Source organism: Streptomyces sp. DSM 42067, from assembly GCF_055792885.1.
The window spans coordinates 6,932,758-6,946,763 of the sequence record NZ_CM147706.1 but is presented as its reverse complement, the minus strand read 5'-3'; the positions used below and the strand labels follow the sequence as shown (position 1 = coordinate 6,946,763).

Here is a 14,006-nt window from a genome sequence, read left to right as displayed (position 1 = left end):
CGTGACCAGCCCTATCAGCTCTGCCGGCGCCACCGGCCCCGCCGGCGCCACCAGCGCCACCAGCGCCTTCACGCTGTCGCACCTGGACGCTCTGGAGTCCGAGGCGGTGCACATCTTCCGTGAGGTCGCGGGTGAGTTCGAGCGGCCGGTGATTCTGTTCTCCGGCGGCAAGGACTCGATCGTCATGCTGCATCTGGCGCTGAAGGCGTTCGCCCCCGCGGCGATCCCCTTCTCGCTGCTCCATGTGGATACGGGACACAACTTCCCCGAGGTCCTCGAGTACCGCGACCGTGTGGTGGCCGCCCATGGGCTGCGCCTCCATGTGGCCTCCGTACAGGACTACATCGACCGCGGTGTGCTGCGCGAACGCCCCGACGGCACCCGCAACCCGCTGCAGACCGTGCCGCTGACCGAGGCCATCCAGAACCACCGCTTCGACGCCGTCTTCGGCGGCGGACGCCGCGACGAGGAGAAGGCCCGTGCCAAGGAACGCGTGTTCTCCCTGCGCGACGAGTTCTCCCAGTGGGACCCGCGCCGCCAGCGCCCGGAACTGTGGCAGCTCTACAACGGCCGCCACGCGCCCGGCGAGCACGTTCGTGTCTTCCCGCTGTCCAACTGGACCGAGCTGGACGTGTGGCAGTACATCGCCCGCGAGAGCATCGAGCTTCCCGAGATCTACTTCGCGCACCAGCGTGAGGTCTTCCAGCGGGGCGGCATGTGGCTGACCGCGGGCGAGTGGGGCGGCCCGAAGGACGGCGAGACGGTCGAGAAGCGGCAGGTCCGCTACCGCACCGTCGGCGACATGTCCTGCACCGGCGCCGTCGACTCCGACGCCGACACCATCGAGAAGGTGATCGCCGAGATCGCCGCCTCCCGCCTCACCGAGCGGGGCGCGACCCGCGCCGACGACAAGCTCTCCGAGGCCGCGATGGAAGACCGCAAGCGCGAGGGGTATTTCTAGACATGACCAGCACCAGCATCAGCCCCGCGGCCACAACCGGCGCGGGGCGCCCAGCCACAGCCGAGGTCGGCACCCTCCGCTTCGCGACGGCCGGTTCCGTGGACGACGGCAAGTCCACCCTCGTCGGCCGCCTGCTCCACGACTCCAAGTCGGTCCTCGCCGACCAGCTCGAGGCCGTCGAGCGCGCATCCGCCGGCCGCGGCCAGGAGGGTCCGGACCTCGCACTGCTCACCGACGGCCTGCGCGCCGAACGCGAGCAGGGCATCACCATCGACGTCGCGTACCGCTACTTCGCCACGCCCCGGCGCCGGTTCATCCTCGCCGACACCCCCGGCCACGTGCAGTACACCCGCAACATGGTCACCGGCGCCTCCACCGCCGAACTCACCGTGATCCTCGTCGACGCCCGCAACGGCGTCGTCGAACAGACACGCCGCCACGCCGCCATCGCCGCCCTCCTCCACGTCCCCCACGTCGTCCTCGCCGTCAACAAAATGGATCTCGTCGACTACGCCGAGCCCGTCTTCAACGAGGTCGCCGCGGAGTTCTTCCAGTACGCGACGGAGCTGGGCGTCCCCGAGGTCACCGCGATCCCGATCTCCGCGCTCGCAGGCGACAACGTCGTGGACCCGTCCGCGAACATGGACTGGTACGGCGGCCCGACCGTCCTCGAACACCTGGAGACGGTGCCGGTCGGCGACGACGCGGCAGGGGCGCCGCCGCGCTTCCCCGTCCAGTACGTGATCAGGCACGACGGGGTCCGCTACTACGCGGGCCAGTTGGTCTCGGGCACGCTGCACGTCGGGGACGAGGTCACGGTGCTGCCGTCCGGACGTACGACGACGGTCACCGCGGTCGACGTACTGGGCCGGGACGCGGCGGCCGCCTGCGCGCCGCAATCTCTGACGCTGTGCCTCGCCGACGAGATCGACATCGCCCGCGGCGACCTGATCGTGCCGACGGCCACCGCGCCGACCACCACACAGGACGTCGAGGCGGACGTCTGCCATCTGGCGGACCGGCCGCTGCGGAACGGGGACCGGGTGCTGCTGCGCCACACCACTCGTACCGTCCGGGCGATCGTCAAGAACCTCCACGGTGCCGAGGCGTTCACGGCCAACGACCTGGGCCGTGTAACCCTCCGCACGGCCGAGCCACTCGCGCTCGACCCCTACGCCGAGGTGCGCCGCACCGGCTCGTTCCTGCTGATCGACCCGGCGGACGGTGCGACCCTGACCGCAGGCATGGCGCGGTGACCTGAGTGACCAGCACGTCTGTGACCAGCACGTCTGTGACCAGCCCCGCCGGGGCACCAGCCGTACGACTGGCGGGGGCCACCAAGAGGTTCGGCGACGCGCTGGTCCTGGACCGCATCGACCTCGATGTGGCCGAGGGCGAGTTCGTCTGCCTCCTTGGCGCCTCCGGCTGCGGCAAGTCCACTCTCCTCAACCTGGTGGCGGGCCTCGACCGGCCGAGCGCGGGCACGGTGACGGCCCGCGCCGCCCGGCCCGCGCTGATGTTCCAGGACCATGCGCTGTTCCCCTGGCTGACGGCCGGCGGAAACGTCGAACTCGCCCTGGAGCTGGGCGGAATGGACCGCAGGGAGCGACGGGCGGAGGCCGAGCGGCTGCTCGCCCTCGTCCGTCTCCAGGGTGCCCATGGCAAGCGCATCCATGAGATGTCGGGCGGTATGCGCCAGCGCGTGGCGCTCGCCCGCGCGCTCGCCCAGGGCAGCCAGGTCCTGCTGATGGACGAGCCGTTCGCCGCGCTCGACGCGATCACCCGCGACGTCCTGCACGAGGTGCTCACCGACGTCTGGGACAAACGGAAGCTGAGCATCGTCTTCGTCACGCACAACGTCCGGGAGGCGGTACGGCTGGGACAGCGGGTCGTACTTCTCTCCTCCCGGCCCGGCCGGATCGCCCACGAGTGGCAGGTCGGCATCCCCTACCCCCGTCGTATCGAGGACCACGACGTCGCCGAACTGTCCCTCGAAATCACCGGACATCTGCGTGAGGAGATCCGCCGTCATGCCCGCCACTGACCTCAAATCCACCGGCGCGCCCTCCCGCGGGGACGAGGAGGACATCTCCTCGGGCCTGGACGCCCTGGAGTCGCCGTCCGTTCCCGCCGGCCGCCGCGCCGCGAAGAAGGCGGTGGCGCCTCTGGCCGCCATCGTCTTCGTCCTGGTGGTGTGGCAGCTGGCGTACGCCCTGGACGTCCCGTCCACCCTGCCGTCGCCGGCGTCGGTGGCCGGGGAGCTCGGCGACCTGTGGCACGACGGCACGTTGCTGCCCGCCCTTGGGCAGAGCCTGGAGCGCTGTCTGTTCGGGTTCGCCGCCTCGGTGCTGCTGGGCGCCCCGCTGGGGCTCCTCGTCCACCGGTACGCGCCGGTCCGCACCGTCATCGCGCCGGTTCTGTCCGCCTTCCAGTCGCTGCCCGCCGCCGCGCTGGTGCCGCTGGCGGTGATCGCGCTCGGCGAGTCGGAGCAGGCCGTGTACGCGGTCGTCCTGCTCGGCGCCGTGCCGTCGATCTCGATGGGGCTGGTCGGCGCACTGGACCAGATACCGCCGCTGCTGCGGCGGGCGGGCGTGACGATGGGTGCGACGGGGTTCCGTGCTGTGCGCAAGGTACTGCTGCCGGCCGCGCTGCCCGGCCTGGTCGCGGCCCTCCGGCAGGGCTGGACCTTCGGCTGGCGTGCCCTGATGACCGCGGAGCTGATCACCGCGACGCCCCTGCCGGGGGTCGGGCAGATCCTCAATGCGGGCAAGGAGAGCGAGAGCTTCACGCTGATCGTGGCCGCGGTGGTCGTGATACTGGCGATCGGGGTCCTGGTGGAGGCGCTGGTCTTCACGCCGATCGAGCGGCGGGTGCTGCGGGATCGGGGACTTACGGGGGCGAAGTAATCCCCCGGCAGGAGGGATGCATCCCATCCCACGCTTCAGCCGTCCAGCGTCAGGCGCGGCTTCGGTGCGTCGAGGCGGCCCGTCTGGGGTCGCCTGCTTCCCGCACGGTACGGAAGGGGCCAGTGCACCCCAGGCCCCGCGTACCCCTGTTCGGCCGCGGCGTGCAACGTCCAGTGCGGGTCGTACAGGTGCGGCCGCCCCAGTGCGCACAGATCCGCACGTCCCGCCAGGATCAGCGAGTTGACGTCGTCCCACGACGAGATCGCACCGACCGCGATCACCGGGACACCCACCTCGTTGCGGATCCGGTCCGCGAACGGCGTCTGGTACGAGCGCCCGTACGCGGGCCGCTCGTCCGGAACGACCTGCCCCGTGGAGACGTCGATGGCGTCGGCGCCGTGCGCCGCGAACGCGCGGGCGATCTCGACGGCCTCGTCGGCCGTGGTGCCGCCGTCCGCCCAGTCCGTGGCGGAGATCCGGACCGTCATGGGCCGGTCCTCCGGCCAGATGGCCCGTACGGCGTCGAACACCTCGAGCGGGAAGCGCAGCCGCCGCTCGAGGGAACCCCCGTAGCCGTCGGTCCGTCGGTTGGTCAGCGGGGAGAGGAAGCCGGACAGCAGATAGCCGTGTGCGCAGTGCAGTTCCAGCAGGTCGAAGCCGCAGCGGGCGGCGCGCCAGGCGGCGGCCGCGAACTGCTCGCGGATGTCGGTGAGCCCGGCCCTGCCGAGCTGCCGGGGTGCTTGGCTGTCGGGCCGGTACGGAAGGGGGGATGCCGCCGCGAGCGGCCAGTTGCCGTCGTCGAGCGGTTCGTCGATGCCGTCCCACATCAGCTTCGTGGAGCCCTTGCGCCCTGAGTGCCCGAGTTGGACGCCGATCGCGGTGCCGGGGGCGTGGGTGTGCACGAAGTCGGTGACGCGGCGCCATGCCCCGCCCTGTTGAGGGGTGTAGAGCCCGGTGCAGCCGGGCGTGATGCGGCCCTCGGCGCTGACGCACACCATCTCGGTCATCACCAGTCCGGCGCCGCCCAGCGCCCGGGCGCCCAGATGGACGAGATGGAAGTCGCCCGGGATGCCGTTCTCGGCCGAGTACATGTCCATCGGCGAGACGACGACGCGGTTGCGCAGGGTGAGGTCGCGCAGCCGGAAAGGGGTGAACATCGGGGGCGTGCCGGACGGACAGCCGAAGTCGCGCTCCACGGCCTCGGTGAAGTGGGCGTCGCGCAGCCGCAGATTGCCATGGGTGACGCGGCGGCTGCGGGTGAGCAGATTGAAGGCGAACTGGCGCGGCCGCTGGCGGAGATACATGCCGAGGTTCTCGAACCACTCCAGGCTGGCGAGGGCGGCGCGCTGCGTGGACTCGACGACGGGCCGGCGCTCGGCCTCGTACGCCCGCAGTGCCTCGCCGAGATCGGACTGTTCCGTGAGGCAGGCGGCGAGCGCGAGGGCGTCCTCGACGGCCAGCTTGGTGCCCGAGCCGATGGAGAAGTGCGCGGTGTGGGCGGCGTCGCCGAGCAGGACGATGTGGCCGCGTGAGCTCCCGCCGGAGTGCGGACGCGAGCTCCCGCCGGAGTCCGCGCGCGAGCTCCCGTCAGTACTGCTCCCGCGGTCCCCGCCGGAGCTCACGTCGGACCAGTGCTCGTTGACGACCGTGCGGAAGTTGATCCACGAGGAGTTGTTGCCGCGCAGGGGACGGCCGTCGAGTGCATCGGCGAAGATCTTCGCGCACCGCTCGACGGACTCGTGCTCGTCGACCTCCGCGAATCCGGCGGCCCGCCAGACCTCTTCGCGCATCTCGATGATGACGGTGGAGGAATCGGGCGCGTACGGGTAGCCGTGCAGCTGCATCACGCCGTGTTCGGTCTCGGCGATCTCGAAGCGGAAGGCGTCGAAGGCGAAGTCCGCGGCCAGCCAGATATAGCGGCAGCGGTGGGTGGTGAGGGTCGGCCGGAAGACGTCCGTATGTGCCTCACGGGTGAGGCTGTGTACGCCGTCGGCGGCGATGACCAGGTCGTACGCGGAGGCCAGCTCGGCCGCGGGCGGCGCCTCCGTACGGAAGCGGAGGTCGACGCCGAGCGAGCGGCAGCGTTCGTGGAGGATGCCCAGCAGCCGACGCCGACCGAGCGCCGCGAAGCCGTGCCCACCGGAGGTGTGGCGGGCGCCGCGGTGCACGATGTCGATGTCGTCCCAGCGTACGAACTCGGCCTCGAGCGCCGCGTACACGACGGGGTCGGCGTGCTCGATTCCTCCGAGCGTCTCGTCGGACAGGACGACACCGAAACCGAAGGTGTCGTCGGGCGCGTTGCGCTCCCAAACGGTGATCTCGCGCCTCGGGTCCAGGCGCTTGAGGAGGGCCGCGGCGTACAGCCCGCCGGGACCACCGCCGATGACCGCCACGCGGCGGGCGAGGCCCCGGCGGCTCACGACCGGCTCAGCGTCCGGAGCGGGCTCGGCTCCCGGAGCAGGCTCCGGCGCGTGCCGCGCCGCGGGCACCGCTATCGCCCCCGCCACTTCGGCGGCCGCTTCTCGGTGAAGGCCGCGTGGAACTCGGCGTAGTCCTCGCCGTTCATGAGGAGCGCCTGCGTCGACGCGTCCAGTTCGACCGAGGCGGCGAGCGGCATGTCCAGTTCCGCGGTGAGCAGCGCCTTCGTCTGGGCGAGGGCGAGGGCGGGACCGTCGGCGAGGCGGCGGGCCAGTGCGTGGGCGGCCTCGTCCGCCTGTCCCTCGTCCGTGAGCTCGCTGATCAGCCCGATCCGCTCGGCCTCCGTCGCCCGCACGGGCTCGCCCAGCATCAGCAGCCTCGTGGCGTGGCCGAGCCCGACGACCCGCGGCAGCAGATAGGCGGCACCCATGTCACCCCCGGAGAGGCCCACTCTGGTGAAGAGGAAGGCGAAACGGGCCGAGGGGTCGGCGACCCGGAAATCGGCGGCCAGTGCGAGGACGGCGCCCGCACCCGCCGCCACACCATGGACGGCGGCGACCACCGGGAAGGGACATTCCCTGAGGGCCCGTACGACCTGCCCGGTCATCCGGTTGAAGTCGAGCAGCTGCGACGTGTTCATGGCAAGGGTGGCGCCGATGATCTCGTCCACGTCCCCACCGGAGCAGAAGCCGCGCCCCTCCCCTGCGAGCACCAGAGCACGTACGGATTTCTCGCGGGACATCTCGGCGAGCAGATCGCGCAGATCGGCGTAGGCACCGAAGGTGAGCGCATTGAGCTTCTCGGGGCGGGCGAGGGTGACGGTGGCGACCCCGTCGGAGACGGCCCAGCGCACGTGACGCCAGTCGCGGGTGCGCGATGCGGAGCCGATGAAGGGACTCATGACGTGCGGCCTCCTCGGACGGGGCGGCTACCCTCCCGAAGTTATCACCGATATCTGACCGTCGTCACTATCCCGCAATAGCGTTCCGGGGGCCCTGGCGTGCCTTACGCCCAGCCTCCCGGCCCTCGCCCCCGGGCCCACGCACCCCGCACCATCAGGGACATTCGTCCCGGATACACCCGACCGGAGCCTCTGCACCGGCACCCCTTACCATTCATACGGTTGAAAGCAGGACGACCCCGGATCACCTGCTCCCGAACGGACCTATCGTGTACGACCTCCCTGCCACGAGCCCCACGCCCTCCTCCTGGCGCATCACGCTGCCGCACAGCACCGCAGCCGTGCCGGTCGCCCGCGCCCTGGTCCGTACGGCGTTCGCCGAGATCGAGTGCTGCGCAAGCGAGAGCGACACCGCCGAGCTGCTCACCGCAGAGCTGGTCGCCAACGCGGTGGAGCACACCGAGGGACACACCCCCATAGAGCTGGTGGTGGAACTGCTGCCCACCGGCTGTCAGGTCGAGGTGCACGACCGCGACCCCGCGCCGCCCACTCAGCTCACCCAGCCGGACCCCGTCGAGCCGCCGGACCCCTGGCAGGAGCACGGGCGCGGCCTTCTCCTGATCCGCGCCCTGAGCTCCTCCTGCGGTCATCGCCCCACCACGACGGGCAAGGCGGTCTGGTTCAGGCTCCCCGCGGTGCCTCAGCAGCGGCGCCCTTCGTAGGCTCCGGCTCGGTACCCGGGTCGACCCCAGGCGCCGCATCCGGCCCAGCCTCTTCCGACGCGGCCTGCGCCCCGAGCCTCGAGTGACGGCGCCCGTACCCGGCGTACACCAGCACCCCCACCGCCAGGAACACGGCGAACTGCACCCAGGTCTCGACCCCGGTGCCGTACATCAGATACACGCAGAAGCCGATGCCCAGCAGCGGGCTGACCGGGTAGAGCGGCACCCGGAAGCTGCGCTTCAGCTGCGGGCGGCTGCGGCGCAGCGCGATCACGGCGAAGTTGACGACCGCCATGACGGCGAGCGTGCCGATGGTCGTCAGGTTCATGATCGCGTCGAGCGGTACGACGGCCGCGGGGATCGCGAAGACGACCGCGACGATCCAGGTGCCGGCGACCGGCGTGGACGTCTTGGGCGAGATCCGCTCGAAAACGCGCGGGACGAGGCCGTCGCGGGACATCGACATCAGGATGCGGGTCTGCCCGTACATCACGGCGAGCACCACCGAGGCGATCGCGACGACCGCGCCGAAGGCGATCACGGCGCCGCCGACGGTCGAGCCGGTGACCTCGTTGACGATCAGCGACAGCGCCGCGGGCGTCTCGGCCACGCCGTCAGCGGAGAACGCGCCGATCGCGGCGACCGCGACCAGGCAGTACAGCACGGTGACGATGCCGAGGCAGATCAGGATGGCGAGCGGGATGTTGCGCCGCGGGTTCTTGACCTCTTCACCGGCCGTGGTGATGGCGTCGAAGCCGATGTACGAGAAGAAGGCGAGCGAGGCGCCCGAGGTGATGCCCGCTACGCCGAAGGGCGCGAAGTCGGAGAGATTGCCCTGCTGGTAGGCCGTGAACGCGATACCGCAGAAGAGAACCAGGATGGCGATCTTCAGAACGGCCATGGCGGCGGTCGCCCGCGCGCTCTCGCGCATGCCGCGTACCAGGAGCAGCGCGGCGAGCACCATCACGATCACGGCCGGGACGTTCACGACGCCGCCGTCGCCCGGCGGGTTCGCGAGGGCGGCGGGCAGCTCCCAGCCGATGACGCTGTCCAGGAGTTCGTTGAGGTACTGGCCCCAGCCGACGGCGACCGCGGAGGCCGAGACGCCGTATTCGAGGAGCAGGCACCAGCCCACGAGGAACGCCATGCGCTCGCCGAGGGTCGCGTAGGCGAAAGAGTAGGACGAGCCGGAGACCGGTATCGCACCGCCCAGCTCGGCGAACGAGAAGGCCGTGAAGATGCAGGTGATCGCGGCCAGCACGAAGGAGATGACGACCGCCGGACCGGCCTCGGCGACCGTGTCGGACAGGCCGACGAAGATGCCGGTGCCGACGACCGCGCCGACACCGAAGCACACCAGCTGGAACAGCCCCATGGTGCGCCTCAGGCCATGGCCTTCGAGGTCCGCGCCCGATTCGGCGACGAGCAGTTCGGGTGATTTGACCCGGAGTCCGGATCCGGACGGGCGGGGGCGGGGCATGGGTGGTTCTCGTTTCTGGTGCTGGACGCGGCGGGGTGGGCCGCGCGGCGGCGGGCACGGGAAGGGTGGTCCGGGCCCGCCGGTGTTTACGGTTGTGCGAAGCGGTGTCGGTGTTGCGAAGCGGTGTCGCGTGTTGCGACGTGACCAAAGGCGCCGGGGAGCGCCCCCGAAATGCTAAAGGGCCTCAGCCGAGCGTCGCGACCAGCACCGCCTTGATGGTGTGCAGCCGGTTCTCGGCCTCGTCGAAGACGACCGAGTGCTCGGACTCGAAGACCTCGTCGGTGACCTCGAGGGAGTCCAGGCCATGGCGCTCGTGGATCTCGCGGCCGACCTTGGTGCCCAGGTCATGGAAGGCCGGCAGGCAGTGCAGGAACTTCACTTCGGGATTGCCGGTCGCGCGCAGCACGTCCATCGTCACGGCGTACGGGGCGAGGGCGGCGATGCGCTCGTCCCACACCTCCTTGGGCTCCCCCATCGACACCCACACATCGGTCGCGACGAAGTCGGCACCCTGCACGCCCTCGGCGACGTCCTCGGTGAGCGTGATGCGCGCACCCGACTTCTCGGCGAGCCGCCGGGCCTCCGTCACGATCTCCTCGGCCGGCCAGTAGGACTTCGGGGCGACGATGCGTACGTCCATGCCGAGCAGCGCGCCCGTGACCAGGTAGGAGTTGCCCATGTTGAAGCGGGCGTCGCCGAGGTAGGCGAAGGCCATCCGCTCCAGCGGCTTGCTGCTGTGCTCGGTCATCGTGAGCACGTCGGCCAGCATCTGGGTGGGGTGCCAGTCGTCGGTGAGACCGTTGTAGACGGGCACACCCGCGTGGGCGGCGAGCTCCTCGACAGCGGCCTGGCTGTCCCCGCGGTACTCGATCGCGTCGAACATCCGCCGGAGCACACGCGCCGTGTCCTTCACCGACTCCTTGTGCCCGATCTGCGAGCCGGACGGGTCCAGATACGTGGTGGAGGCACCCTGGTCCGCTGCCGCCACCTCGAAGGCGCAGCGCGTACGGGTCGAGGTCTTCTCGAAGATCAGCGCGATGTTCCGGCCGGTCAGCCGCCTGGTCTCGGTCCCCGCCTTCTTGGCCGCCTTGAGCTCGGCGGCCAGGTCGATCAGGCTCCTGAACTCCTCGGCGGTGAAATCCAGCTCCTTGAGGAAGTGGCGGCCGGTGAGACCGGTCGGGACTGTCGCCATGGGAGCTCTCCTGGGTGTACGGATGCGGGAACCTTGGAAGTCTATACGATCGTCAACATTTCTATGCGGATCGTCGGGGTCGATGAGGCGCCGACGCGTTGCACCACTACGCGGCCACAGCCTCCCGCTCCACCGGACAGCTCATGCACCGCGGCCCACCCCGTCCCCGCCCCAGCTCGCTCCCCCGGATCTCTATGACCTCGATGCCCTGCTTCCGCAGGTGGGTGTTCGTCGTCGAGTTCCGCTCGTAGGCGATGACCACACCCGGCTCGACCGCGAGGACGTTGCAGCCGTCGTCCCACTGCTCCCGCTCGGCCGCGTGCACGTCCTGTGTGGCGGTCAGCACACGGATCTCGCTCAGCCCAAGGGCCGCGGCGATCGCCCGGTGCATGTGCTCCGGCGGATGGTCGGTGACCTTCAGCTCCCGGCCGTCGACGCCCGGCTCGATGGTGTACGAGCGGAGCATGCCGAGTCCGGCGTACTGCGTGAACGTATCGCCGTCGATCATCGTCATGACGGTGTCGAGGTGCATCAGCGCACGCCGCTTGGGCATGTCGAGCGCCACGATGGTCTGCGCCGACCCCGCCGCGAACAGTTTGTGCGCCAGCATCTCGACGGCCTGCGGGGTCGTCCGCTCGCTCATGCCGATGAGCACGGCGCCGTTGCCGATCACCAGGACGTCGCCGCCCTCGATGGTCGACGGGTAGTCGTGCTGCCCCTCCGACCACGTGTGGAACGGGCCGGCCCGGTCGGCGTGGAACAGCGGATGGTGCCGGTAGATCGCCTCGAAGTGCACCGTCTCGCGCTGCCGGGCGGGCCAGCGCATCGCGTTGATCGACACCCCGTCGTAGATCCAGGCCGAAGTGTCGCGGGTGAAGAGGTGGTTGGGCAGGGGGTGGAGCAGGAAGTCGTCGAGCTCCATGACATGGAAGCGGACGGATGTGGGCTCCGGGTGCCGCTCCAGGAACTCCCGCTTGGTCATCCCGCCGACCAGCGCCTCGGTGAGCTCGGTCGAGTCCATCGTCTCGAAGGCCGCCCGCAGATGATCCGTGGCCAACGGCCCGTACTCCTTCTCGTCGAAGACCCGGTCCAGTACGAGGTTCCTGGCCGCCGGGACGTCGAGGGTCTCGGTGAGCAGATCGCCGAAGAGGTGGACGGTCACACCGCGGTCGCGGAGCACGTCGGCGAACCCGTCGTGCTCCTGCCGGGCCCGGCGCACCCACAGCACGTCGTCGAAGAGAAGTGCGTCCTTGTTGCTCGGAGTGAGCCGCTTGAGCTCCAGATCGGGGCGGTGCAGGATGACGCGCCGCAGCCGCCCGGCCTCGGAGTCGACATGGAATCCCATGCCCTCATCCTGACCACTCGGCCACCCCTTCACCCCTCGGTTGCAGCGGTCAGCAGTTCGGGGCGGGCCAGTGCGCGCCGGGCGTCGCCGCGGCCGGGGTGCAGCGCGGCCCGGGCGACGATCCAACCTGCGAGGGTGGCCGGATCGTCCGGTGTGCGCGCCAGCATGTCGGCATACCGGACGACGGCACTGGCGGGGTCGCCGGCGGCCAGGTACTCGTCGGCTGTGCGGGGCGCGGCGGGCGGCTCGGCGAAGGCGTGGGTACGGGTGTCGGCCCACGGAAGGGCGCCGGCGCGGAGGCGGGGCCGGGCACCGGGGCCGTCGAGGTTGCGCAGCCGCCATTCGGTGCGGTGCAGGGCGGCGGCCGTGCGCGCCCGGGCGAGGGCGCCCGCGTCCACCGGCTCGCGCAGCCACCCGTCGAGGGTCGCGGCGAGCCCGGACACCAGGCGCCGCCCGGGTGCGGTGAGCCGGCCGCTGCCGAGCAGGGTCCGCACGACGACACGGGTCTGGAGCCGGCGCAGCGCGAAGTGGTATGCGGCGGTGGGGCTGCCGGGATCGTCGGCGAGGCGGTCGCGCCAGAAGCCGGTGACGGCCGTGAAGGCGTACGCCCCGTGCAGCAGGCCGGTGAGGTGGCGGGGGTCGGGGCGCCAGGGGGCGTAGTGGCACTCCGCGCGGTCGTCGTCGAGCAGCTCGAAGAGGTGGAGGAGGGCGGCGAGTTTGCTGTGCTGGAACTCGTGGACCAGGGTCTCGGCGAGGGCGACGGCCGTCGCGGGGCGCGAGACCACCATGGCACCGTAGGCGTCGCCGCTGGTGGCGGAGGTGCGGACGAAGGGCGGGGGCGGAGGCGTGCTCGTGGTACGTCCCCAGGGGACGACAACGCGGACCGCGGCCGGGACGAGCCGCCCGGGCCCGTACCCGGTGTCCGGCCCGCGCCCGGCGTCCGGCCCGTCCCCGCTACGCGCCCCGAGCAGCACCAGAGCCTCCTCGAACAACCGCTGCCAGGCCGCCGCCTCCTCGTCGTCGAGCCGTTCCGCCGGCACGGGCTCGTCGAGGTCGCGGTAGGGATCGAGGTCGTCGAGCAGTACCGTTCCGCCGCCCGCGGAGGCGGGGAGGGCGAGGGTGCGCAGCGGAAGCCAATGCGGTCCTGCGTCGGCCGCCGCTTCGGGGCTGCCCGCGGGGACGGTGACAGGGCGGCAGCGCACGGCCGGCACGCCGGGGGCACTCGGCACGGTCACCGTCACCTCTCCTGCGCTGACCCGCGCCCGCCCCACCGTGGGGTGAGGTGCCACGCCCGGCACCCGCAGGCGCCCGAGACCGGGCAGGTGCAGGGCGCCGTCCATGAGGGGGACGAGAAGGTCGGCGGTGGTGCCGGCGTGCACGGCCGCGACGACGGCCAGTGCGCAGAGGTGCCCGGCCTCGGCCCACATCGGCGGCCCGGAGGACGTGCCGTGGCTGCGGCGCAGTACGTGGCCGAGCCAGCTGCCCGTCCCCGGTGCGAGCAGCAGCCGCTCCACGGCCTCGGGCGCCGCCCCGGCCGCCTCCTTGAGGACGGCCCAGGCCCGCGCGGGCGGCGTCAGCGGCGTGGGCAGGGCGTCGAGCCGGTCGAGCAGGGTGCGCAGAAGGAGCAGCCGACGCGCGCGCTCACCGCGCTCCAGGAATGCCAGGGCCTCGGCTGAGTGGCCGCCGGTGGCGAGCTGCGCGAAGAGGTGGTCGGGCATCGTGAGCGGCGGATGCGAGGGGCGGTGCGGCTCCGGGCGGTACGGGGGTGCCGTGCCGTGCGTGGTCGTACCGTGCTGGTTCATTGCGCGCGGCCTTCGTGAGTGGGCGGGCGAGGGCGGCTACTCGGCGCGGCCGCTGGGCTCGCCTCCGCCGCCGCGGATGCTGGAGCGGGCGCGGAGCACCTCCCCGAGCAGGCGGGCCCCTGGCGAGAGGGGGGCGAGTGACTCCACGTCGCTGAGGGGCATCCCCGTGAGGTCCGCCAGCTCCGACTCCCAGGCGGGGGCTCCCGCGGCGTCCGACGTGGAAGACGGATGGAAGGCGACGACGTCGGCGTCGTGCCGGGCGGGTGCTGGCTGATCCAA

12 protein-coding genes are annotated in these 14,006 nt (G+C 71.4%); 5 read left to right on the top strand and 7 right to left on the bottom strand.

The genetic code is table 11. The features are described from left to right. The first annotated feature begins 13 nt into the window (after positions 1-13). The 4 genes from cysD to ACSMXV_RS31395 are packed head-to-tail and all read left to right on the top strand — an operon-like array spanning position 14 to position 3,867. On the top strand, positions 14-961 hold the full coding sequence (gene cysD / locus ACSMXV_RS31410; RefSeq protein ID WP_473179113.1) for a sulfate adenylyltransferase subunit CysD: 948 nt from the start codon (positions 14-16) through the stop codon (positions 959-961). A gap of 2 nt (positions 962-963) precedes the next feature. Continuing rightward, the gene (locus tag ACSMXV_RS31405; RefSeq protein ID WP_473174513.1) at positions 964-2,217 is read left to right on the top strand and encodes a sulfate adenylyltransferase subunit 1; all 1,254 of its coding nucleotides are present in this window, start codon (positions 964-966) and stop codon (positions 2,215-2,217) included. 5 nt (positions 2,218-2,222) lie between these two features. After that, the gene (locus ACSMXV_RS31400) at positions 2,223-3,005 is read left to right on the top strand and encodes an ABC transporter ATP-binding protein (protein ID WP_473174512.1); all 783 of its coding nucleotides are present in this window, start codon (positions 2,223-2,225) and stop codon (positions 3,003-3,005) included. Next, positions 2,992-3,867 carry an ABC transporter permease gene (locus ACSMXV_RS31395; protein ID WP_473174511.1) on the top strand — a complete coding sequence of 292 codons (876 nt, stop codon included), beginning with the start codon at positions 2,992-2,994 and terminating at the stop codon, positions 3,865-3,867. The genes ACSMXV_RS31400 and ACSMXV_RS31395 overlap by 14 nt, the downstream gene beginning before the upstream one ends. Positions 3,868-3,902: 35 nt before the next feature. Here the strand turns inward: ACSMXV_RS31395 and ACSMXV_RS31390 are convergent, their stop codons facing one another. Then, positions 3,903-6,287, bottom strand: coding sequence for a bifunctional salicylyl-CoA 5-hydroxylase/oxidoreductase (locus ACSMXV_RS31390; RefSeq protein ID WP_473174510.1), 2,385 nt, complete (start codon positions 6,285-6,287; stop codon positions 3,903-3,905). Between the two features lie 71 nt (positions 6,288-6,358). After that, complete coding sequence (locus tag ACSMXV_RS31385) at positions 6,359-7,186, bottom strand: enoyl-CoA hydratase family protein (RefSeq protein WP_473174509.1); 828 nt, start codon at positions 7,184-7,186, stop codon at positions 6,359-6,361. A gap of 269 nt (positions 7,187-7,455) precedes the next feature. Here ACSMXV_RS31385 and ACSMXV_RS31380 point away from each other — a divergent pair, with 269 nt between their 5' ends. After that, the gene (locus ACSMXV_RS31380) at positions 7,456-7,908 is read left to right on the top strand and encodes an ATP-binding protein (protein ID WP_473174508.1); all 453 of its coding nucleotides are present in this window, start codon (positions 7,456-7,458) and stop codon (positions 7,906-7,908) included. Here ACSMXV_RS31380 and ACSMXV_RS31375 read toward each other — a convergent pair. From ACSMXV_RS31375 to ACSMXV_RS31355, 5 genes are all read right to left on the bottom strand, one after another. Beyond that, complete coding sequence (locus tag ACSMXV_RS31375; protein ID WP_473174507.1) at positions 7,868-9,388, bottom strand: amino acid permease; 1,521 nt, start codon at positions 9,386-9,388, stop codon at positions 7,868-7,870. The genes ACSMXV_RS31380 and ACSMXV_RS31375 overlap by 41 nt on opposite strands. Positions 9,389-9,572: 184 nt before the next feature. Continuing rightward, positions 9,573-10,580, bottom strand: coding sequence for an ornithine carbamoyltransferase (argF, locus tag ACSMXV_RS31370; RefSeq protein ID WP_473174506.1), 1,008 nt, complete (start codon positions 10,578-10,580; stop codon positions 9,573-9,575). Positions 10,581-10,686: 106 nt separating this feature from the next. After that, positions 10,687-11,925 (bottom strand): arginine deiminase, encoded by a 1,239-nt coding sequence (locus ACSMXV_RS31365; protein ID WP_473174505.1) that lies wholly within the window; start codon positions 11,923-11,925, stop codon positions 10,687-10,689. 29 nt (positions 11,926-11,954) lie between these two features. After that, on the bottom strand, positions 11,955-13,727 hold the full coding sequence (locus tag ACSMXV_RS31360) for an HEXXH motif domain-containing protein (RefSeq protein WP_473174504.1): 1,773 nt from the start codon (positions 13,725-13,727) through the stop codon (positions 11,955-11,957). Positions 13,728-13,763: 36 nt separating this feature from the next. Further along, on the bottom strand, positions 13,764-14,006 hold the full coding sequence (locus ACSMXV_RS31355; RefSeq protein WP_473174503.1) for a hypothetical protein: 243 nt from the start codon (positions 14,004-14,006) through the stop codon (positions 13,764-13,766).

What these genes read in the sequence shown, in the direction of transcription:
- ACSMXV_RS31395 (WP_473174511.1), top strand. Translation starts at nt 2,992, where the DNA reads ATGCCCGCCACTGACCTCAAATCCACCGGCGCGCCCTCCCGCGGGGAC.
- ACSMXV_RS31385 (WP_473174509.1), bottom strand. Translation starts at nt 7,186, where the DNA reads ATGAGTCCCTTCATCGGCTCCGCATCGCGCACCCGCGACTGGCGTCAC.
- argF (WP_473174506.1), bottom strand. Translation starts at nt 10,580, where the DNA reads ATGGCGACAGTCCCGACCGGTCTCACCGGCCGCCACTTCCTCAAGGAG.
- ACSMXV_RS31375 (WP_473174507.1), bottom strand. Translation starts at nt 9,388, where the DNA reads ATGCCCCGCCCCCGCCCGTCCGGATCCGGACTCCGGGTCAAATCACCC.
- ACSMXV_RS31405 (WP_473174513.1), top strand. Translation starts at nt 964, where the DNA reads ATGACCAGCACCAGCATCAGCCCCGCGGCCACAACCGGCGCGGGGCGC.
- ACSMXV_RS31360 (WP_473174504.1), bottom strand. Translation starts at nt 13,727, where the DNA reads ATGAACCAGCACGGTACGACCACGCACGGCACGGCACCCCCGTACCGC.
- ACSMXV_RS31365 (WP_473174505.1), bottom strand. Translation starts at nt 11,925, where the DNA reads ATGGGATTCCATGTCGACTCCGAGGCCGGGCGGCTGCGGCGCGTCATC.